Origin of the sequence: Actinoplanes rectilineatus, assembly GCF_000962825.1 — a bacterium.
Classification (GTDB): domain Bacteria; phylum Actinomycetota; class Actinomycetes; order Mycobacteriales; family Micromonosporaceae; genus Actinoplanes; species Actinoplanes rectilineatus.
On the sequence record NZ_JZKF01000019.1, the window covers coordinates 54,604 to 76,036 of the forward strand.

Consider the following 21,433-nt stretch of genomic DNA (forward strand, 5'->3'; position numbering starts at 1 on the left):
CTCCTGCCGATCATCCCTATGCGGGGACGTGGAGGAGCGGTGGATGGCCAGGGCGGCGGACGAGGAGGGCTCGACCCTCGTCGAGTTGATCGTGTCGATGGTCGTGCTCACCGTCGCGATGGCCGGCTTCGCCTCGTTCTTCGTCAACAGCTACCGCGCGGTCTACCAGCAGCGGGACCAGCGTGAGGCGGCCCAGCTCGCCAACACGGCGATGGAGCAGATCCGGGCGCTCAAGGGCAGTTCCCTGATCGTCGGCCGGGGCGAGGACGCGAGCACCAACCAGTGGACGAACAATCTGCCCGCGGTGATGGAGCCGTACTACAAGACCATCACGCCGGTGTGGCAGACCGACCCGGTGATCGCCAAGACCGCGGGCGCGGATGCGGCCCTCTCCACCGCCACCCAGCAGATGACCGTCAACGGAACCCTCTACCAGCGTTCGACCTATCTCGGCGGCTGCGAGATCTACGTCGGCAAGGGCGAGGGGTGCGTCAAACCGGTCTCGCCGGCACCGGTCGACAGCACCAGCGTGCTGAAGTTCTTCCGGGTGGTCGTCCTGGTCACCTGGAAGGGCACGAACTGCGCCGACAACCTCTGCACGCACATCGCCAGCACGCTGGTGTCCCGGGCGCCGGAACCGATCTTCGACATCAAACGCCCGTCACCGGTGGTCAAAGCCACCAGCGCCACCTTCTACAAGGGGGTGGCCGGGCAGTCCTTCCAGCTCACCGCCACCGGTGGTCAGCTGCCGAACACGTGGACCGCGAGCACCCTGCCGGCCGGGCTGAGCATGACCACGGCCGGGGTGGTCAGCGGCACCCCGACGACGGTGGGGACCACGACCGGCACGGTGACGGTGACCGACAAACTGGGGCGTACCGACACGGCGTCGTTCACCTGGATCGTCATCCTGCCCCCCACGGTCACGGTCGCGGCCACGGTGAAGAACCACATCGGCGAGACGGTCAGCGTCAAACCGACGGTGTCGGGCGGGGCGAGCCCCTATGCGTGGGCGGTCACCGATCTGCCCGCCAACTGGACGTTCAACACGGACACCGGGGAGATCACCGGCACCGCCACCACGCTCGGAACCTGGACCCCCGGCATCACGGCCACCGACACCAACGCGATGGCGAGCGCCACCGTGCGGTACACCCACATCGTCTATCCGGTGGTGAGCGTGGCGGCGGTCGCCGACCGCAGCATCAACCTGACCTCGTCGATCACCGTCACCAACAGCGCGTCCGGTGGTGACGGCACCTACACCTGGAGCGCTACCGGAGTCCCGACCGGCACCTCCATGGCCGCGAGCACGGGGACGATCTCCGGTACGCCGGTGGTGCCCGGCCGGTACATCATCACGGTGACCGCGACGGACGCCACCGGTGGCACCGGGGGCACGGCGAGCACCAGTTTCGCCCTGACCGTGGCGACCAGCACCCAGCTGAACATCACCTCGCCGACCGGTGACCTCTCCACCCCGTCCGGGCAGTCGGTGTCCGTGCCGATCCAGAGCAACGCCGACCTGCTCGGGCTGGTCGGTCCCACGTACACGGTGACCGGTCTGCCGCCGGGCGTGAAGTACAACAGCGGCCAGGGCATCCTCACCGGCAAGCCGACCACACCCGGTACCTACCCGGTCACCATCGTCGCCAAGAACCTCACCCAGCAGTCGACGTACACCTTCATCTGGACGGTGACATGAGGATCCGGCACCGCGGCGACGACGAGGGCTTCACCCTGATCGAGATGGTCGTCACCACCACGATCATGACGTTCGTGACGCTCATGATCGTCAGTGCGACCACCGAGATGTACTCGATGTCGAACAAGACCGAACAGCAGTCGTACGCCCGTGAGCAGATCGACACCAGCTTCCGCCGGCTCGACAGCGATCTGCGGTACGCCATCTGGATCAACACTCCGGCGCAGGTCGGCACCCGCTGGTACATGGAGTACCAGCGGCCCACCCGGGACGCGACCGGCGCCCTGGTCCTGATCTGCCGTCAGCTCAAGCTGGAGAACGGGGTGCTGAGCCTGGCGACGTGGAGCCTGCCGTCCACCACCCCGGGCACGCCGTCGACGATCGCGAGCGAGATCACCGTGACGGCCGGGGTGGCCCCGTTCACCCTCTACGCGACCGGCAGTTTCCCGTACGCGTCGGCCAGCCCCAACACCGCCGGGGTGGGACGCAACTTCTCCCCGGAACGTCAGCAGGTGCGGTTCCGTTTCAGCGCGAAGGTCGGGACCGTCACCGTGCCGCTCGACGTGGTGTTCTCGGCGCTCAACAACACCCGGAACACCTCCTCGATCAACGACTGCAGCAAAGGACGGCCGACGGTATGAGGACGTTCCACGTGCCGGACGACGACCGGGGCTCGCTGCCGATGGTCATGCTGGTGATCACCATCGGGATGTCGCTGTCGGCGGCGCTGGTGCCGGTGGTGCTGCGGCAGATCACCTCGACCCGGCTCCTGTTGAACCGCAGCGTCGCCATCAGCGCCGCGCAGGTCGGCATGGACATGATGATGGCGCGGGTCCGGGCGGCGTCGGACTCCGAGCAGTACGGGCTGCTGGAGAACCTGCCGGCGTGCCGGATGACCGGCGACGCGGGTGTCACCAGCGCCGGCGACACCCTGCGCTACGACGTCTCGGTCGGGTACCTCGACCAGGACGGCAAGGCCCTGAGCTGCCCGACGAACGACGTGCCCACCACCGCGACGGTGACCTCGGTCGGCACCGCGGGCACGGTCAGCCGGGTGATGATCGCCACCTATGTCTTCTCCACCAGCAACTCCAACATCCCGGGCGGCGCGATGCGGATCGCCGCCTCCAGCCTCGGCAACGCCTGCCTGGACGCCGGGACGAGCAAGCCCGCCGTCGGCGCCGGGGTCACCCTGCAGGTCTGCAACGGCAGTAGCACCCAGCAGTTCGGTTACTCCAGCGACCTGTACCTGAAGTTGGTCAACTCGGAGTCGTCGACGGCGACGAACGGCATGTGCCTGACGTCCGGTTCCTCCCACTCCAACGGTGTGGTCGTGGTGTTCAAGAAGTGCGACACCAGTACCACCCGGGACACGACGCTGCAGTGGAGCCTGGACGACGCCAGCCAGTACCGCACCGCCAGCGCCAGCTCGGCGGTCGAGGGTTACTGCCTGACGGTGAAGACGGCCGGTCAGGCCGGCAGCCCGATCGTGCTGGGCAGCTGCAACAACAGCAGCACCTTGAGCATCTGGCGGGCGGACACCGGTGTCGGTGCCGGAATGGCCGGTGACGACACCAACCAGCTGGTGAACTATGCCCAGTTCAGTCGCTGTCTGGACGTCACCGGCCAGGACCCGGGGGCGTCGTACATGATCGCCTGGTTCTGCAAGCAGGCCCCGAACGGCGTCGTCACCTGGAACCAGCAGTTCATCCATCCGACGCCGAAGGCTCCGGTGATCTCGCTGACCGGCAACATCACCTTCATCAAGAGCAACGTCACCTACTGCCTGAAGTCGCCGCAGACCGTCGCCGTCGGCACCTGGGTGACGGCCGAGAAGTGCACCAACGGCAACAAGACCGACTACCTGCAGTGGACCGTCTACCACGACACCGGCGACTACGGCACCAGCTACCGGATCATCGACTCCAAGGGGTACTGCCTGGAGCCGACCGACCAGGCGCTGCGGGGCACCTACTCGGCCGGCTTCCACAGCGACGGCACCAGCAAGGTCAAGGTGGTCACCTGCAGCAGTTCCGAACTGCAGAAGTGGAACGCTCCCGCCAACATCAACAAGCCCAGCCCGATCGTCGACCTCCGCGACCCGGACTGCAACAAGCCGACGTCGGGCCCGGTGCCCACGCCGGACAGCAAGTTCTGTCCCAGCTGACGACGCTCAGAAGGTGACCACGACCTTCTCGGCGGCACCCGGGGTCGAGCCCAGCGTCAGCGCCCGCTGCGCCTCGTCGAACGGGATCCGGTCGCTGATCAGCAGCTCGTACCGCTGCCAGTGCTCGACGATGTCCTTGGTGACCTCGAAGATCTCGGTCGGGTAGCCCATCGACAGCACCACGGTGAGTTCGGTGGTCAGCAGGCTGCCGAAGTCGACCGGCACCGGCTTCTTGTGCACCGCCACGATGCCCAGCGTCGCGCCGTGCTTCACCGCGGACAGGGCCGTCTCCAGGACCACGGGCGCACCGGCCGCGTCCAGGTAGATGTCGGTGTCCGGGCGGGCGCCCCGGACGAAGCTGCGCGGCGCCTCGCCGTGGATCTCGATGAGCCGCTGGACGACGTCCTCCTCGGCCGAGTTGATCACGGCGTGGGCGCCGACCTTCAGCGCCTTCTCCAGGCGGTTCGGGACGATGTCCACGACGACCACGTGCGCGCCGCGCAACTCGTACCCGATGGCGGCGCCGAGACCCACCGGGCCGGCGCCGAACACCACCACCTTGTCGCCCGGCTTGGGGTTCGTCCGGTTGACCGCGTGGCCGGCCACCGCCATCGGCTCGTTGAGCGCGGCCACCTCGAACGGGATGTGCTTCGGCACGGTGACCAGGTGTGTGCCCAGCCGCGCGCCGCGGACCAGCACGAACTCGGCGAGTCCGCCCTGCGCGCCGCCGCTGCCGACGATCCCGTCGTCGAACGCCATCGGGTTGAGCACCACGTGGTCGCCGACCGTAACGCCCTCGACCTCGGCGCCGACCTCCACCACCTCACCGGCGGGCTCGTGGCCCAGCGGGGTGGCGCCCTGGCGCGGCGGGATGCCGCCGACCGAGATGTACAGCCCGTCCGACCCGCAGATGCCGCACGCCCGGATCCGCACCAGCACGTCCGCCGGGCCGGCCACCGGCTTGTCGATCTCCACCACGCCGGTCTGTCCGGGTCCGGTCACCTGTACCGATTTCATCGAGGCCTCCACTAATTCGATTAAGTTGAGAGGTAGAGTAGCTCGCGTGACGGGCCCACGGCGAGCGACGATGCGAGACGTCGCCCAGGCCAGCGGGGTCTCCGCGGCGACGGTCAGCTTCGTCCTCAACGACAAGGCCGGCCAGACCATCCCGGAGGCCACCCGCGAACGGGTCCGCCGGGCCGCCGCCGACCTCGGCTACGTCCCCCACTCCATCGCCCGCGCGCTCCGCGAGGGCAACTCCCGGATCGTCGTCCTCGAGGCCGGCGGTCTGCCCCGCGGCAACAGCCTGGACGGCTTCATCACCGGCCTCGACGACGAGCTCGCCGCGGCCGGCTTCGGGCTGCTCGTGTCCTACTCCGACGGCCCGTCGTCCCGGGCCGCCGTCGCCGCGGTCTCCCCACGCGCCGTCATCGATCTGCAGGGCGTCTACCGCAGCCCCGACCGCGAGGTCGCCGACGGCGGCTGGATCGACGGGATGGCGGCGCACACCACCACCCAGATCAGCCACCTGATCGAACGCGGACACTCGCGGGTCGCCATCGCGGTGCCGGCGTCACTCGACCCGTTCTTCGCGCTGATGGCCGGTCACATCCGCAACGCGGCCGTCGCCGCCGGGCTGCCGTCACCGCCGTTCCTGGTGGCCGACTCGCCCCTGGTCGGCGACCGTCTGCACGCGTTGCGGGAGGACGGTTTCACGGCGATCGCCGCCGTCTGGGACGACCTGGCGCTGGCCGTCCTGGCCGCGATGACCGACCTGGGCTGGCACGCCCCCGCCGACCTGGCAGTGATCGGTTTCGACGACACGGCCCACGGTGCGCTGTGGCGCCCGGCCCTCACCTCGGTCCGGATCGACGCCCGCTCCTACGGCCGCCGCATGGCGCGCACCGTCCTCGACCTGCCGGTCGGTGACGCCTCCCCCGCGCCGGCCGAGATCGTCCGGCGCGCTTCAACCTGAAACAGTTCATCCGGTACGCGGAAAAGTCACGCCAAGGCAAGTGTCACGATCGCGCCCGCGTTCGACAGTCGTGTCGCCAGCAGCGTCATCTCGGCCGATGTGCCGGTGACGCCCTCGCCGGTGAGCGCGTCGTAGGTGCCGAGCGCCTCGGGGATCGTGGCGCCCCTGTCTCCGGAGGACGGCCAGCAGGCGTACCTTCACCGGCCGGTTCCGCTCACGATCGGCGCGCAGCCGGGACCGGCCCTCCTCGGCGAGGAGCACCTCGCGCCAGGGGTCGGGCATCTCGTCCCAGCCGCACTGCTCCTCGACGGCGCCGCACCGGGGGCAGGAGGTCTCGATCGCCCACGCGATCCGGTCCGTGACCACGGTCTGGGCAGGTGTCACCACGGCGAGATCCCCGCACGCCGCGCACCTCTGCCGGACCACGCGCAGCTCAGAAGAAGTCGCCGGACACGTGCCGGGGTGAGCCGTCGGCGGTGGCGGTCGCCGCATAGGTGTCGCCACCCGCATCCCGCCCGCCCGATGCGTACGTGTATTTCGCGGTAAATGTGTATTCGCCAACCGGCAACGTGTCCGCCGACGACAGCGTGAACCGGTAGACCAAGGCGTCGGACTCCTCGATCACCGCCACCGTGACGCTGCCACCGGGCGCGTGCTTCGTGCCGCCCCGCGACACCAGACCCTCGGTCCGGGCCACCCGGATGTCCACCTGCAGGCCGGTCAGCGCGGCAGCCGTCTTGAGGGTCACGACGCTGGCGCCCTGCGTGTCACCGCTGTCCGGGTCGACCGAGCCGTCCGACCACAGCGGCCCGTCGCTCACCAGGGAGGCAGGAGGCGTGGGCGAGGCGGTGGCGGTCGGTTCCGGGGAGCGCGTCCCCGTCGGACGGGCAGACGAACGCGACGGCGACGGTGACGCCGACGGCGACCCGGTGGTCGCGGTCGGATCGGGTGACGCCGCCGGTGACGATGTGACAACCGGCGTCGCGTCCGGCCGGTCGTTGTTGCCGGCCAGGGCCCAGTTGGCGACGCCACCCCCGGCGAACAGAGCGGCCACCGCGGCACCCACGGCGGCGAGGCGCATCCGGGGACTGCGTCTCGGCGTGTGGCGGTGTGACGCGGTGGTGCGGGCCGGGTCGGTCATCGCGGCCGCGGTGATCCGCTGCAGCATGGCGGACCGGTCGGGCTGGTGGCCGTCGGCCTCGGCGCGCAGGGCCGCCCGCAGCTCGTCGTCGGAGAGCCTCACCGTGCCGCCTCCCATCCGTCGAACCGGGCACTGTCACCGAGTATGTCGGCCAACTGTTTCGCGCCGCGCGAGGTGGCGCTCTTGACCGCGCCGACCGAGATGCCGAGGATCCCGGCGACCTCGCGTTCCGGCATGTCGAAGGCGTAGCGCAGGACGACACAGGCGCGGCGGCGTTCCGGCAGCCGGCGGAGGGCGCCCCGGACGTCCAGCACCGCGGGCACGTCGGTGTCCCGGCCCCGGCGGAACGCCTCCAGGGTGAGCAGGCGTTCCCGGCTGCGGCGGCGTACCCAGTTGCGGGCCAGGTTCATCACCACACCGTGCCCGTACGCGGCCGGGTCGGCGGCGGCGGTGACCCGGTCCCAGTGCCGCCAGATCTCGGTGAGGGCGTCGGCGGCCAGGTCGTCGGCGACGTCCGATTCGCCGGTCATCAGGTACGCCAGGCGGGACAGGGAGGCGTGATGCCGCTCGAAGTACGCGTGGAACGCATCGTCACGCACGATGTCACCCCCTCAGCGAACGACCGAACCGGGCGACGCGAACGACCGGACCGGACGACGGTAGAGATACCGGCGGTTCCGCGGCAAGAGGCGTGAGACGTGAATCCCAGATCCGCCCGGAGCAGCGGTGACCGTGCTCCGGGCGTACCCCGGAGAGATCAGGTCAGCGGCGGGACCGGGACCGCGGAGACCCGCCAGATCCGGGCGGCGTAGTCGGCGACGGTCCGGTCGGAGGAGAAGAAGCCGCTGCGGGCGCAGTTCAGGACCGACATGCGGGTCCACCGGTCCTGGTCACGCCAGGCCTTCTCCACCTCGTCCTGGCAGTCGACGTACGCCCGGTAGTCCGCGAACGTCAGGTACTCGTCGTGGCCGAGCAGCGAGCTGGCCACCTCGTGCCCGACCCCGCCGAACGTCCCGGAGTTGATGGCGTCGACCGCCGCCTTCAACTCGGGGTCCCGCTCGTAGTACGACCACGGCCGGTACCCGGCCCGCTGCCTGTCGGTCGCCTGGAACGCGTCCAGGCCGAAGAGGAAGAAGTTGTCCGCGCCGACCCGGGCCCGGATCTCGATGTTGGCGCCGTCGAGGGTGCCGATGGTGAGCGCGCCGTTGAGGGCCAGCTTCATGTTGCCGGTGCCGGACGCCTCCTTGCCGGCCAGCGAGATCTGCTCGCTGAGGTCGGCGGCCGGGATGATCCGTTCGGCGAGGGTGACGTTGTAGTTCTCCGCGAAGACCACCGTGAGGTACGGGGAGACGACCGGGTCCGCCGCGATGGTGGCGCCGACCGCGTTGATCAGCCGGATGATGTTCTTGGCGGCGTGGTAGGCGGGTGCCGCCTTGCCCGCGAAGAGCACCGTGCGCGGCACCCAGTCGCCGGCCGGGTTCTCCCGGATCCGCTGGTACTGGGTGATCACGTGCAGCAGTTTGAGCTGCTGCCGCTTGTACTCGTGGAACCGCTTGATCATCACGTCGGTGAGCGAGTCCGGGTCGCCGGCGCCCAGGGCCACCTTGTTGGCCCGCTTGATCGCCCGCCAGCGCCGCAGGAACGACGCGTCGTCGGCGAACGACTCCAGTTCGGCGAGGCGTTCCAGGTCGTGCAGCCAGCCGTCGTCGCCGAGGCTCTCGGTGATCAGGTCGGACAGGCCCGGGTTCGCGATCTTGATGAAGCGGCGGGGCGAGACGCCGTTGGTGACGTTCTGGAACTTCACCGGCCACAGGTCGGCGAAGTCCTGCAGCACGGTCTCGCGCAGCAGCTTGGAGTGCAGTTCGGCGACGCCGTTGACGGCCTCGGTGCCGACCACCGCCAGGTGTGCCATCCGGACCCGGCGCTCGCCGCCCTCCTGGATGATCGACATCCGGCGGAGGCGGTCGGTGTCGCCGGGGAACCGCTGCTCGACCTCGCGCAGGAAGTGCATGTTGATCAAATAGATGATCTCCAGGTGGCGGGGGAGCAGACGCTGGAACAGGTCCACCGGCCAGGTCTCCAGCGCCTCCGGCAGCAGGGTGTGGCAGGTGTACGCGAACGTCCGCCGCGTGATCGACCAGGCCTTCTCCCACTCCACGTCGTACTCGTCGACGAGCAGCCGCATCAGCTCGGGGATGGCGACCGTCGGGTGCGTGTCGTTCAACTGGATGACGGTCTTGTCGGCGAACTCGTCCCAGTCCGAGTTGCGCAGCCGGAACCGGCGCACGATGTCCCGCAGCGAGCAGGAGACCAGGAAGTACTGCTGCTTGAGCCGCAGTTCCCGGCCCAGTTCGGTGCTGTCGTCCGGGTAGAGCACCTTGCTGATGTTCTCGGCGCGGACCATCTCCTGGACCGCCTCGGCGTACTGGCCGGCGGAGAAGCGGCTCAGGTCGAAGGAGGCCTCGCTGCCCCGGGCCCGCCACAGCCGGACGATGTTGACCGTCTCGGTGCCGTGGCCGGGGACCAGCATGTGGCTGGGCTCGCCGAGGACCACCTCACCGGGCACCCAGCGCTTGCGGGTGGCCGAACCGGGCACCGGCTCGGTGTGGCCGTAGAACCCGACGGTCTGCCGGTCGTCGGGGGCCGGGAACTCCCACGGGTTGCCCTGGAAGGCCCAGTCGTCCGGCCGCTCGTGCTGGCTGCCGTCCGCGAGGGACTGTTTGAAGATGCCGAAGTCGTAGCGGATGCCGTAGCCCACCGCCGGGATGTCCCGGGTGGCCATCGAGTCCACCAGGCAGGCCGCCAGACGGCCCAGGCCGCCGTTGCCCAGGCCCGGCTCGATGTCCAGATCCTCCAGCTCCTCAAGGGTGTAGCCGAGGGCCTTGAGCGCCTCGGCGGCGATCTCGCCGGTGCCGGAGTAGAGCAGGTTCTGTTCCAGCTGGCCGCCGAACAGGTATTCGGCGGAGAGGTAGTAGACCCATCTCGGGTTGCTGGCGTAGTGGGCGGCGGCGGTTCGGGCCCGGCGTTCGGCCAGCCGGTCACGAACGGTCAGGGACAGGACCTCGTACGCGTCCCGGGCGCTCGCCGACTCGACGGTGGTGCCCCGCCGGTAGAAGAGATTGTTGGCGAGATCCTGTTGGAAGTCCTCAACAGTCGTTCCCAGTCGGCGAGGGCTGATGCCACGAAGATCCATGTGGCCCATTCTGCCGCGATCACGTTACCGGTGGCTGACGTTCGCGGTTCCGCGTGGCAGACTCTCTCACCGTGCTCGCCTCGTTACTGCCGCCCCAGGTGTCCATCGCCGAGGCGTACGTGGACGACGAGTCCGAGCCCTGTTTCCCGGGCGAGGAGGATCTCGTCGAGAAGGCCGCTCCGGGACGCCGCCGGGAGTTCGTGACGGCCCGCCGCTGCGCCCGTGAAGCGATGGGCATTCTCGGACATCCGCCGGTCGCGATCCGGCCCGGCCCGAAGCGTGAGCCGCTCTGGCCGGAGGGCCTGGCCGGCAGCATCACGCACTGCACCGGATACCGGGCCGCAGCGGTCGCGCGGATCGCCGACGTGGCCGGCCTGGGCATCGACGCCGAGCCGCACGGCCCGCTGCCGCACCGGGTGGTCGACGTGGTGACCGCGCCCGGCGATCTCGAGCACCTGGCCGAGCTGGCGAAGGCCGAGCCCGGTGTGCACTGGGACCGTCTGCTGTTCAGTGCCAAGGAGTCGGTCTACAAGGCGTGGTACCCGCTGGCCCGCACCTGGCTGGGCTTCCAGGACGCCACCCTGGTGATCGACCCGGTGGAGCGGACCTTCACGGCCCGCATCCTGATCGAGGCGCCGATCGCGGAGTTCCACGGCAGATACGTGATCGGCAACGGCCTGGTGGTGACCGCGGTCAGCCGTAGTGCCTAGTCCGGGGCCAGATGCTCGCCCACGATTCGGTCGTCTCGCACACGTACACCCGGGTGCCGGTCTCCTCGTTCTCGACGCCGAACGCGTTGCTCAGCTGGAAGGCGACCCGGCAGCTCTGGAACAGCTCGATCGCGCGGGCCGGGGGCGCCTGCAAGACCGCGATCACCACGTTCCTGCCCTCCGGGGGCGGTCCGAGCCGCCACAACTCGTTGTGTCCGCTGTAGACCGGTGGCAACCGCAGCCGCGGCCCGTACCGGTCGAGCGCGCCGGCCTCGCCGTAGTTCCCGGCGTACAGAATCGTTCTCCTCCGGTAGGCCGGTGGCAGCGCGGTGTAGACCGCGGCGACCTGCCAGACGTACTCCCGCCAGCCGATCTGGTCGGCGACCGTCTGGTTGAGCGCGGGCACCGGCGTGGCACTCAGCCGGTCGGCCGGGATCACCGGCAGGGCGCCCGCGACGCCGATCGCGATCGAGAGGCCGGTGCCGGCGGCGAGCACGGCCTGGCGTCCGATGTGCCCGGTGATCCACCGTTCGGTGGGCACCGTGCCGATCGCGAACAGGGCATGGAGCAGACCCATCGAGTAATAGGGCGCTCCGGCCGTCACCAGCAACAGGATCAACATCAGCGGGTACGCCACCGCGAGCGCCCGGATCTGCCGGAGCCGGGGGTCGCGTACCAGGGCGACGATGCCGGCGATCCAGACCGGCGGCAGGATCATCAGCGCGAACTGCAGCGGCAGCATCAGCGCGCGGTTGTCGCCGCCCCGCTCGTCGGCGAGCGCGGCGGCCATCGTCACCTGCGGGAAGCCCTCGACGATCTGGTAGATCAGGTTCGGCAGGCCGACGAGCACGGCCAGTCCCGCCCCGGCCCACAGCCATCGTGAGGTGAGCACCCGGCGCGGTCCGGCGATCAGGATGCCGCCGGCCAGACAGAGGAGCAGCAGCACCACCAGGTGCTTGTTGTAGAGCCCCAGCCCGGCCGCCAGACCGGCGCCCAGCCAGGCCCGTTCCCGTCCCCACAGCAGCGCGCGGATCGCGCACAGCAGCACGCCGAGCCAGACCAGCAGGTCGGTGACGGCGGTCGAGGTGACGTGCGCGGCGGAGAGCGGGAAGACGCCGAAGACGCCGGCCGCGGCGAGGGACTGGGCGACCGCACCGCCGTTGAGTTCGCGGGCCACCGCGGCGGCGAGCACGGCGACGAGTCCGAGCAGGATCGCGGGCGGTACCCGGATCGCCCAGTCGGTGTCGCCGAACGCCTCGATGCCGAGGCGGGCGAGCATCGGGGTGAAGGGCGGCTGGTCGAGGTAGCCCCACTGCGGGTCGCGGGCGAGCATCCGGAAGTAGAGCTCGTCGCGGTGGTAGTCGTACCGGTGGGCGGTGGCCAGCAGGAGCAGCGTCGAGGCCGCGGCGATCAGGCCGACGGGCCACCAGACGATCGGCCGGCGACCGATTTCCATACGTTGTGTATCCGCTACCTCACTCAGCGCATCGACCACGGCCACAGCGTACGAGCTGCGTGCCGCCTTGTCTCGGGGGGCTCCACGGATGGACGACGAGTGTCATCATGAGACCCCGAAGCGTATCGATGTCCACGAAGGACGGCTGCCGTGCGCGAACCGGAGAACGATCCCGCGGCCGAACGAGCCCGCGACGGCGTGCGCGCCTGGATTCGCGCGGCCGGCCGGCGCACCACGTCCGGGCTGCGCAGCGCCAGCCCCTACGCGATCCTCGCCCTGCTCACCGCGTCCGCGGTCGCTCCCGTCGCCGGGGCCGCGCTCGGCACCGGCGACACCGTCGCGGCCGGCCTCGATCAACTGGGTGGGGTGGGCAGCAACTTCCTCGCCGACACGGTCGCCGGAGCCGCGAAACGACTCCGCGACGAACGCGACGACGGTGTGCCGCCGAGTGACGAACGTCTCCGTGAGGCGATCGCCGCCGACTTGCTGCCGCGGCTCGCCGCCGCCGACGAACAGGGCCGCGCGTTGCACGAGGAGATCTCCCGGGTGCTGCGCGAGGTGGACGCGATCGGCACCGCCATCGCCGAGGCCGCACTCACCGACGAGGACCTGCGCGCGGTCCTCGAGGCCGCCTTCCGCGAACTGGGCCTCGGTGTCGACGAGCTGCGCTGGATGCTCGCCGACGTGCGGCAGGGCGTCGACGGCCTCCGCCAGCAGCTCGCGGTCCAGAGCCTGCGCCTGCACGAACAGCTCGACGACGTCCGGCGGCACCTGGTCGCGGTCACCCGGGAACAACTCCCGGCGGACACCGGGACACCGGCCGAGGTGCCGGGTGGGACGATCCCGCCGTACCCCGGCCTGGTCGCCTTCCAGCCGGAGGACTCACCCTGGTTCCGCGGCCGGGAGGCGCAGGTCGCCGAACTGCTGGGCCGCCTCGCCGAACAGGCGGTCGGCGGTCCGCCGCTGGTCCTCACCGGGGTCTCCGGGGCGGGTAAGTCGTCGCTGCTGCAGGCGGGTCTGCTGCCCGGCCTCGCGGGGGGAGCGCTGGGCGAGGGGGCGTCGGCCTGGGCGTGGATCCCGACCACCCCGGGGGTACGCCCGCTGAGCAGTCTCGTGACCCGCCTGCGGGCGCTCGCCTCCTCCGACGCGTCCTCGGTCGGTGAGCTGGCCGCGGCGGCGACCGCGGCGGGCCACCGGCCGGTGATCATCGCGGACCAGTTCGAGGAACTCTTCACCCAGTGCCCCGACCCGCAGGAACGTCTCGCGTACGCCACGGCGCTCGCCGACGCCGCCCCGGCCCTGGTGGTGATCGCGGTCCGGTCGGACTTCTACCCCGCCTGCGTCGAACTGCCGCCCCTGGCCCGGATCCTGGCCGCCGGTCACGTGGTGCTCGGCCCACTCGACGCCGAGGCGGTCCGCCGTGCCGTCGTCGAACCCGCGGAACAGGCCGGCCTCGCCGTCGAACCCGGACTGCCCGACCTGCTGTTGCGCGACCTCGGGGTCGACGGCCGTGACGGGTACGAGCCGGGCGCGCTGCCGCTGCTCGCCCACGCCCTGCGCGCCACCTGGGACCGCCGGGAGGGCCTGCGCCTGACGGTCGGGGCGTACCGATCCACCGGCGGGATCCGGTACGCCGTCGCGGAGAGCGCCGAACACATCTACCTGGAGATGCCGGCCGACGACCGGGACCGTCTGCGGGACGCCCTGCTCGCCCTGGTCACCGTCTCCGCCGACGGCACCGTGGTACGCCGTCGCGGCGAGCGGGCCGCCACCGACTCCCGGGTGCTGCGCCGGCTGGTCAAGGCCCGCCTGGTGACGGTCGGCGCGGACACCGTGGAGATCAGCCACGAGGCGCTGCTGACCAGCTGGCCCCGGCTGGCCGGGTGGCTCGCCGACGCCCGCGAGGACCTGGTGCTGCGCCGTCAGGTGGTGGAGGCGGCCCGGGACTGGGACGCCTCCGGCCGCGACCCGGACCTGCTGCCCCGCGGCTCCCGCCTGCTGGCGGCCCGCGAGCGGGTGCCGGCCGGCGACGGCGTACCCCCGGTGGTGGGGGAGTATCTCGAGGCCGGGTGGGCGGCCGCGGAGAAGGCCGAGCTGGCGCGCCGGCAGGCGACCCGGCGGCTGTGGCGGCTGGTGGCCGGTCTTGCGGTGGCGCTGCTGCTCGCCGTCGGTGGCGGCCTGATCGCCCTGGACCAGCGGCGCGGCGCCGAGGAGACCACCCGCTGGACGGCGTCCCGGCTGCACGGCACCGAGTCGCTCGCCGCGCTGTACGAGGACGACGCGGCGGCGATCCGCAGCGCGCTGGAGGCCTGGAGCGAGGGACACACCGTGGAGGCCCGCAGCGCCGTGCTGTCCGCGCAGATGCTCCCGTTGGTCGGCCGTCTGGGCACCGGTCCCGGCGGCGGGGCGGTGGCGATCAGCGCGGACGGCGCCCGGATCGCCGTCGGCCACGTCGACGGCACCGTCCAGCTGTGGGACACCGCGACGCTGAGCCCGGCCGGACCGCCGTTGCGGCTCGAGTCCGGCAAGCCGGTCCACACGCTGGCGTTCTCGTCCGACGGCCGCTACCTGGCGTCCGGCACGCTGGCGATCCCGGGCGGCGGGCAGATCTGGGACGTCGCCACCGGCCGGGCCCACCGCACCCTGGAGGGCATCGGCCCGTTCGCCTGGGTCCCGGGCACCAGCCGGGTGGTCGGCGACCTGGCCGAGCCGGCCGGCGGGCGTTACCGGGTGGGTGTCTGGGACGCCGTGACCGGTAGGTTGACCCGCTCGCTGGCGATCGGCACGAACCCGGCGATGTTCCTGGCGGTCAGCCCGGACGGCAGGTATCTCGCCGAGTCCGACACCGTGTACGGCGTCCGGGTGTGGCGCATCGGCGACGGCGCCCGGGTCGCCGAGCTGCCCGATGCCGGGCTCTACCTGAGCTTCGCGCCGGACGGCACGCTGGTCACCAACAGCACGAACGGGCAGATCCAGCAGTGGTCCGTCCCGGCCGGCAAGCGGCTGCGCAGCGTCACCCCGGACGACGGGAAGATCCACCAGCCCGGGCCGGTCGCGGTCACCCGCAGCGAGCTGGTGGTGGCGCCGGCGGGCGAGCGGACCTCGGCGCTGTGGTCGCTGACCAGCGAGGCGACCGGTTCGCTGAACACTGGGCTGACCAACTACCGGGCGGCCGCGGCGTCGGCGTCCGCGCCGTACGTGGTGATCACCGGTCCCGAGGAACCGACGGTGGTCTTCCGCCTCTCGTCCAACTGGATGCCCGCCGACGAGGCGGTGTACGACGTCGCGTTCTCACCGGACGGCACCCTGGTGGCCGGAGGGGGCGAGGACCGGAAGCTGCGGATCTGGGACGCCCGGAGCCGGGAGGAGACCGTCCGGGTTCCGCTCGCCGGGGTGCCGCAGGGCATCGGGTTCGGCGCGGACGCGACGGTGGTGGTGGCCACCCGCCCCGACAAGGCTCTGACCTTCTTCGGCCCGGACGGGCGGCGCCGCGCCACGGTCCGCCTCGACGGCGATCCGAAGGACCTGGTGGTCTCCCCGGACCGGACGCTGGTGGCGGTGTCGACCGGTGGCGGCCTGGCGGAGGTGGACGACAAGGTGCCGGGGGTGGTCGCCGTCTACGACTTCACCGGTGAACTCCGGGGACGGATCGTTCTCGGCGACCATCTGCACACCGCGTACGCGATCGGGTTCTCCGTGGACGGCACCCGCCTGCGGGTCCTGGACACCGTCGTCGACGCGGCGGACAGCGGATCCGGGGGGACCAAGGAGATGGTGCTGCGTACGCTGCGCACACCCGACCTGGCCGAGGAGGGCGAACCGCAGGGGATCGGCGACTACCAGGCTCTCGACATGGCGACGGCGCCGGACGGGCGGACGTACGCGGCGGCCGGCACCGGCCGGGTCGTCGAGGTCCGGGCCACCGCCGACAACCGGGTGGTGTGGCGTTCGAAGGAGCAACTGGACCAGATCGACCGGGTCGCGTTCTCGCCGGACGGCCGGACCCTCGCGTCGACCGACGTCAACGGGGTGATCCGGCTCTGGGACACCGGCACGTGGCAGATCCGGGCAGTCCTGACCGGGCATCAGGCGTCGGTGGTCAGTTTCGACTTCTCGCCGGACGGTTCGATGCTGGCGAGCGCCGGTGCGGACGCGACGGTGGGCATGTGGCCGCTGGACGAGGCGGTGGCGGTCCGCCGTCTCTGCGCCGTCGAGATCCCGTTGAGCCGCAACGAGTCCCGCGACCCGGCAGCCCCGTGCCGCTGATCCGATTCGGTCGTGTCCTGCGTAGCCGGTGTCGTGCTGCTGATCCCGTTCGGCTGTGTCCCGCGTAGCCGGCGTCGTGCTGTGTCCCGCGTAGCCGGCGTCGTGCTGCTGAGCCGGTTGGGCCGCGTCCCGCGTGTCCGGCGCGGGCCCGCCGTGCCGACCCTCTGAGATCCGCCGTTGATCTCCGCTAGGTGTTAGGTTAGCCTAACCTTGCTCGGCGGGAGTCTTCGAGGCGATGGTCCTCCTGCTGGATGGGACGCTACCCGGTGCGCAGGCACTTCCTCGGTCTCGGCGCACCGGGTCGCACCCCCACTGACTTCGCGCCCCGGTCGCTCCCCCGGCCGGGGCGCTTTCCCGTCTCCGCACACTCCGCCCGCGCTCTCGGGATCGTCGCTCCCACAGGTGCCCAGCCGTCGCCCACGGCTGTTCCCGGCCGCTCTCGCAGCCGTGGGCGACGGCTAGGTTGGTTCGGCCGTGCGTGAAGGCTGTGGTCGGCCTGTTGGGGAGCCGTGGGCGACGGCTGGGGTCGGTCGGCCGTGCGTGAGGGCTGTTTTGGGCCGCCCTCGCAGCCGTGGGCGACGGCTGGGTTGGTTCGGCCGTGCGTCAGGGCTGTGGTCGGCCTGTTGGGGAGCCGTGGACGACGGCTGAGGGGGTCGGCCGTCGACGGTGGCGGCGGCAGCCGGCCGTCGACGGTGGCGGTGGGGGCGGGCGGATCAGATCTGGCGGTCGCGGCCGGCCACCATGCCGGCGATGATCTGCGGAACCATCAGGAGGGCCATCAGGCCGAGCGGCACCCGCCACCCGTCGGTGGCGTCGTGCAGGGCGCCGATCACCAGCGGTCCCGGGATCGCGAACAGATAGCCCACACCCTGGGCGAAGGCGGACAGTCGCACGACCGTTCCCGGGTTCTTGCCGCGCAGCGCGATCATCGTCAGGACCAGCGGGAACGCGGTGTTGACCACGCCCAGCATGACCGCCCAGACCCACGGCGCGGCGGTCGGCGAGATCATCAGGCCGAGCCAGCCGGCGATGCCGAACAGGCCGAGGACGAGGGCGATCAGGCTCTGCGAACGGAACCGGCTGATCAGCGCGGAGAGCACGAACGACAGCGGCACGCCGAGGAACGAGGTCGTCGCGAAGAGGATGCCGGCCATCTCGGCGGAGATGCCCGCGTCCCGGTAGATCTGCGGAAGCCAGCCGATGATCACGTAGGCGGAGGTGGACTGCATGCCGAAGTACACGCCGAGGGCCCACGCGACCGGGTGCCGGCTGACGCGTACCGGGTCCGGCGCGGTGGCGGGCGTGGCCTGCGCGGCGGCCCGGTGGTCGCGTGCCATCAGCGCCCACGGCGGCAGTGCCACCAGCGCGGCCAGCGCCCAGCAGGCCAGCCCGAGCCGCCAGTCGTCGCCGAACGCGCCGGTCAGCGGCACGGTCGCGGCGGCCGCCGTGGTGGCGCCGATGTTCAGCGCCACCGAGTAGAGGCCGGTGATCGTGCCGATCCGGTCGGGGAAACGGTCCTTGACGATCGACGGCAGCAGCACGTTGGCCAGCGCGATGCCGGCCATCGCGATGGCGCTGAACAGCAGGAACAGGATCGGTCCGCCGGTGAAGGGGCGGATCGCCAGGCCGCCGGCGAGCAGTGCCATGCCCCCGAGGATCACCGGCGCGGCGCCGAAGCGCTGGGCCAGGCGGGGCGCGGCCAGGCCGATCGAGGCGAAACACAGCACGGGTACGGACGTGAGCAGCCCCGCCATCGTCGTGCTCATGCCGAGGCCGTCGCGGATCTCGGTGAGCACCGGTCCGACGCTGGTGACCGCGAGTCGCAGGTTGAGCGCTGCCAGCAGGAGTGCGATCAGCGCGAAGAGCGGCCCCGACCGTCGTCCCGTCCTCGGTTGCACCGTCTGTTCACTCTGCGTCGCCACGGCCTCATCATGGACCCGCCGTGAGTTCCGATGCGCGCCCGGGTGTGTACGGTCACACGGCCCGGGCGCCACTTACCGATGGGGTCAGACGGGCGCGGGAGTCTCCTGCTCACGCTCGGTCTGCTCGTTGAAGTCGCGCTTGCTGGACTGCCAGCCGTCCTCGTTCATGCCGCGCCGCCAGTAGCCGGAGATGGACAGCTGGTCCATCGTCAGGCCACGTTCCCGGCGCAGGTGGCGGCGCAGGTCGCGGACGGCGTTGGCCTCGCCGTGTACGAACGCGAGGACGCGGCCGGCCGGGAACTCGTAGCCGCGGACGGCGTCGCAGAGCAGCTCGCCGACCGGGCGGGTGCCACGGTGCAGCCAGGTGATCTCCGCGTCGGCGAGGGTCTCGAGTTTCTGCTCCTCGTCCGGCCCGTCGATCTCGATGAAGGCCCGGATCTTGGCGCCCTCCGGCGCGCCCTCGAGGGACGCGGCGATGGCCGGCAGCGCGCTCTCGTCGCCGGCCAGCAGGTGCCAGTCGGCGTCGGGCTCGGGCCGGTAGGCGCCGCCGGGGCCGAGGAACCGCATCTTGTCGCCGGGTTTCGCGTTGGCGGCCCACGGTCCGGCGATGCCGGAGTCGCCGTGCACCACGAAGTCGACCCAGAGTTCCTGGACCTCGGGCAGCCACTTGCGCACCGTGTAGGTCCGGGTGACGGGCCACTGCTCGCGCGGCAGGCTCTCCCGGATCAGGCCCATGTCGAAGGGTTCCGGATATGCCACGCCGTCCTGCGGGAAGAACACTTTGATGTAATGATCGGTGAACTCGCCGGCTGGGAAGCCGGCCAGGGCGTCACCGCCGACCACCACACGCACCATGTGCGGGGTCAGCTGCTCGACTCGGGTGACCACGCCCTCGATGGCCGGTCGCGCCGGTCTGTTCGCCATGACTGCACCTCACTGCCGGTGGAGAGATCTCAGTAGGTGAGGCTACCCTTATTTTCTGTGAGTGACCGCCCCGCCTCTGCGTTCAGGGAAAGTTGTCCCCGATAGGCGCCCTGATCGGGTGAACGCGGTAACTCAAGGTAGTGGATCGTGAACGCGAAAAGGCGGGCAGGACCTCGTGAGAGGTTCTGCCCGCCTCGACGATCGGCGCCGCGGGGGGTCAGCGCCAGTTGTTGCGGGGACGGTTGTTCCGCATGAAGGCCAGTGAGATCAGGGCGATCAGCAGGAGCACCGCACCGCCACCGAACCAGGCGATGTTGTTGCTGATCAGGCTGAGCGGGCCGGTCTCGGCGCTGGTGGCCGGCGGCTCGGCGATCGTGTCGGTGTTCGGCTGGTCCGCGTCCGGGGCGCCGTCGTAGTCGCTGCCCGAGTCGAGAGTGCCCGCCTCGTCCGTGCTGTCCGGGGTGGGGTCCTCGGTCGGCGCGGTGGTCTTCTTCGGGGTGCTCTTCGTCGTGGTCTCGCTCTCCTCGTTCGAGGAGTCGGACGAGTCGGAGTCCGAGTCGGAGTCCGAGTCGGACTCGGAGTCGGACGGCTTGGTGGTCGCCTTGGTGGTCGACTTGGTCGACCCCGAGGTGGTCTCCTCGTCGTCGGCGTTCGAACCGGAGGCGTCGGCCTCCTTGGTCTTGGTGACCGTGGTCTTCGGGGTGGCCTCGAACGTGGTCTTCGGGGTGATGGTCGCGGCCGGGGTGGTCGGCTTCACGCCGCCGGTGTTGGTGTTGTTCCCCCCGTTGTTGCCACCGCCGTTGTTGTTGCCACCGCCCCCGTTGTTGTTGCCGCCGTTGTTGTTGCCACCGCCGTTGTTGCCGCCCCCGTTGTTGTTCCCGCCCCCGTTGTTGCCACCGCCGTTGTTGTTCCCGCCACCACCGTTGTCGCCGCCGTTGCCGCCGACGGTGATGCGCACCGAGTCGAGGGCGGGCGTCTGGTTGGCGCGTTCCATCATCGGGATGCGGTGCGAGCCGTCACCGGCCCAGGAGGAGCACTGCGCCTCGCCGTCGGTGGGCAGGCCCGGCACCTGGATGGTGACCGTGTCCGGGGTGGCCGAGCCGCCGTTGTCCTCGGTCGCGACGAAGAACGCCGGGACCGGCTCGGGGGCGGGCGCGGCGTCGGTGCTGTCCAGCATCCGGCACGCGGTGTGGAAGTGGCCGCGAACGAGACCGTTCTGCAGGACCGAGCTCTCCACGTAGTACCCACCCTGGCCGGCCGCGAGGAAGCGATCCCGGATCAGGTTGCGGGTGCTGATCTTCAGCGTGAAGGCGGTGTTGGCCTGGACCTGGGTCGGCGCTTCGGTGATCAGCAGCGTGGGGTTGTTCGCCGCCGCGCCGACCTCACCGAACTCGGTGGAGACGCACCGGTTGCCCTTCTGGAAGCCGTCGTGCGGCTCGAGCTGGCTGTCGACGCAGGTGTCGGTGAGGATCTGCAGGTTGTTACCCACGATCTTGCCGGCCCCGCTGGTGCCGTCCTGTGTGTCAGCGGAGGCGATCTGGGTGAATCCGATGACACCACCGGCCGCGGCGACCACTGCGCCGACGGCGAGCAGCCGGGTACGTCGCTGACCCGAGCTTCGCATGACGTGACCTTCTTTTCGCCGATTACCGGACTGCCGGCGGCCGATCCGGCGCCGACGACCAGACGTTAGGAGCCCTGCTCACAGAAAGCAATTCCGGGACGTGATTTGATGGTTTCCTACGGCGGACTTAAAGAAAAAATATGGTTCTGCCATCGAACCCCCGGCATCATCCGAACGGATGATGTCCAGGGTTCACCGCGAGCAGCATGCATCGGGCTGAGCAGGACGGCCGCAAGACCACCCCCGGAGGGTGCCGGACTCCCGGCCGGAGCGGGAACGGCGCGTCACATTGACGTCACGAAGAACGTCTATCGCACTGCCGGACGCCCGGAAGAATGTTCCCCCGGAAA

The 21,433-nt window shown here is 70.7% G+C and carries 13 protein-coding genes and 1 pseudogene; 6 read left to right on the forward strand and 8 right to left on the reverse strand.

The features are described from left to right. Positions 1-43: 43 nt before the first annotated feature. The 3 genes from WH85_RS16805 to WH85_RS16815 are packed head-to-tail and all read left to right on the forward strand — an operon-like array spanning position 44 to position 3,872. On the forward strand, positions 44-1,705 hold the full coding sequence (locus WH85_RS16805; RefSeq protein WP_157411050.1) for a type IV pilus modification PilV family protein: 1,662 nt from the start codon (positions 44-46) through the stop codon (positions 1,703-1,705). Next, on the forward strand, positions 1,702-2,346 hold the full coding sequence (locus WH85_RS16810; protein ID WP_045742819.1) for a PulJ/GspJ family protein: 645 nt from the start codon (positions 1,702-1,704) through the stop codon (positions 2,344-2,346). The genes WH85_RS16805 and WH85_RS16810 overlap by 4 nt, the downstream gene beginning before the upstream one ends. Continuing rightward, positions 2,343-3,872, forward strand: a complete 1,530-nt coding sequence (locus WH85_RS16815) for an RICIN domain-containing protein (protein ID WP_045742820.1) — start codon at positions 2,343-2,345, stop codon at positions 3,870-3,872. Before WH85_RS16810 ends, WH85_RS16815 begins: the two co-directional genes overlap by 4 nt. A gap of 6 nt (positions 3,873-3,878) precedes the next feature. Here WH85_RS16815 and WH85_RS16820 read toward each other — a convergent pair whose 3' ends face one another. Continuing rightward, the gene (locus WH85_RS16820) at positions 3,879-4,889 is read right to left on the reverse strand and encodes a zinc-dependent alcohol dehydrogenase (protein ID WP_045742873.1); all 1,011 of its coding nucleotides are present in this window, start codon (positions 4,887-4,889) and stop codon (positions 3,879-3,881) included. A gap of 70 nt (positions 4,890-4,959) precedes the next feature. On the opposite strand from WH85_RS16820, the gene WH85_RS16825 reads away from it, so the two are divergent. Further along, positions 4,960-5,847: a LacI family DNA-binding transcriptional regulator gene (locus WH85_RS16825; RefSeq protein WP_045742821.1), complete on the forward strand. Its 888-nt coding sequence runs from the start codon at positions 4,960-4,962 to the stop codon at positions 5,845-5,847. A 433-nt stretch (positions 5,848-6,280) separates the two neighbouring features. Here the strand turns inward: WH85_RS16825 and WH85_RS16830 are convergent, their stop codons facing one another. From WH85_RS16830 to WH85_RS16840, 3 genes are all read right to left on the reverse strand, one after another. Beyond that, positions 6,281-7,090 (reverse strand): hypothetical protein, encoded by an 810-nt coding sequence (locus tag WH85_RS16830; RefSeq protein WP_157411051.1) that lies wholly within the window; start codon positions 7,088-7,090, stop codon positions 6,281-6,283. Further along, entirely contained in the window at positions 7,087-7,587 is a 501-nt protein-coding gene (locus tag WH85_RS16835) for a SigE family RNA polymerase sigma factor (RefSeq protein ID WP_045742823.1), read from the reverse strand. Before WH85_RS16835 ends, WH85_RS16830 begins: the two co-directional genes overlap by 4 nt. A 158-nt stretch (positions 7,588-7,745) precedes the next feature. Beyond that, positions 7,746-10,181: a glycogen/starch/alpha-glucan phosphorylase gene (locus tag WH85_RS16840; RefSeq protein WP_045742824.1), complete on the reverse strand. Its 2,436-nt coding sequence runs from the start codon at positions 10,179-10,181 to the stop codon at positions 7,746-7,748. Positions 10,182-10,234: 53 nt separating this feature from the next. Between WH85_RS16840 and WH85_RS16845 the strand changes: the two genes are divergently transcribed. After that, positions 10,235-10,891 (forward strand): 4'-phosphopantetheinyl transferase family protein, encoded by a 657-nt coding sequence (locus tag WH85_RS16845; RefSeq protein WP_245673965.1) that lies wholly within the window; start codon positions 10,235-10,237, stop codon positions 10,889-10,891. Here WH85_RS16845 and WH85_RS16850 read toward each other — a convergent pair. Further along, the gene (locus WH85_RS16850; RefSeq protein ID WP_045742825.1) at positions 10,875-12,347 is read right to left on the reverse strand and encodes a glycosyltransferase family 39 protein; all 1,473 of its coding nucleotides are present in this window, start codon (positions 12,345-12,347) and stop codon (positions 10,875-10,877) included. The genes WH85_RS16845 and WH85_RS16850 overlap by 17 nt on opposite strands. A gap of 150 nt (positions 12,348-12,497) precedes the next feature. On the opposite strand from WH85_RS16850, the gene WH85_RS16855 reads away from it, so the two are divergent. Beyond that, positions 12,498-16,613 carry an AAA family ATPase gene (locus tag WH85_RS16855; RefSeq protein WP_045742826.1) on the forward strand — a complete coding sequence of 1,372 codons (4,116 nt, stop codon included), beginning with the start codon at positions 12,498-12,500 and terminating at the stop codon, positions 16,611-16,613. Between the two features lie 713 nt (positions 16,614-17,326). On the opposite strand, the gene WH85_RS16860 is transcribed toward WH85_RS16855, so the two are convergent. The 3 genes and pseudogenes from WH85_RS16860 to WH85_RS52950 all read right to left on the reverse strand — a co-directional run. Continuing rightward, the gene (locus WH85_RS16860) at positions 17,327-18,535 is read right to left on the reverse strand and encodes a CynX/NimT family MFS transporter (RefSeq protein WP_045742827.1); all 1,209 of its coding nucleotides are present in this window, start codon (positions 18,533-18,535) and stop codon (positions 17,327-17,329) included. A gap of 84 nt (positions 18,536-18,619) precedes the next feature. After that, complete coding sequence (locus tag WH85_RS16865; protein WP_045742828.1) at positions 18,620-19,459, reverse strand: siderophore-interacting protein; 840 nt, start codon at positions 19,457-19,459, stop codon at positions 18,620-18,622. Between the two features lie 943 nt (positions 19,460-20,402). After that, a pseudogene (locus WH85_RS52950) lies at positions 20,403-20,945 on the reverse strand (Pecanex-like protein 1); the annotation flags it as partial. Positions 20,946-21,433 lie beyond the last annotated feature (488 nt).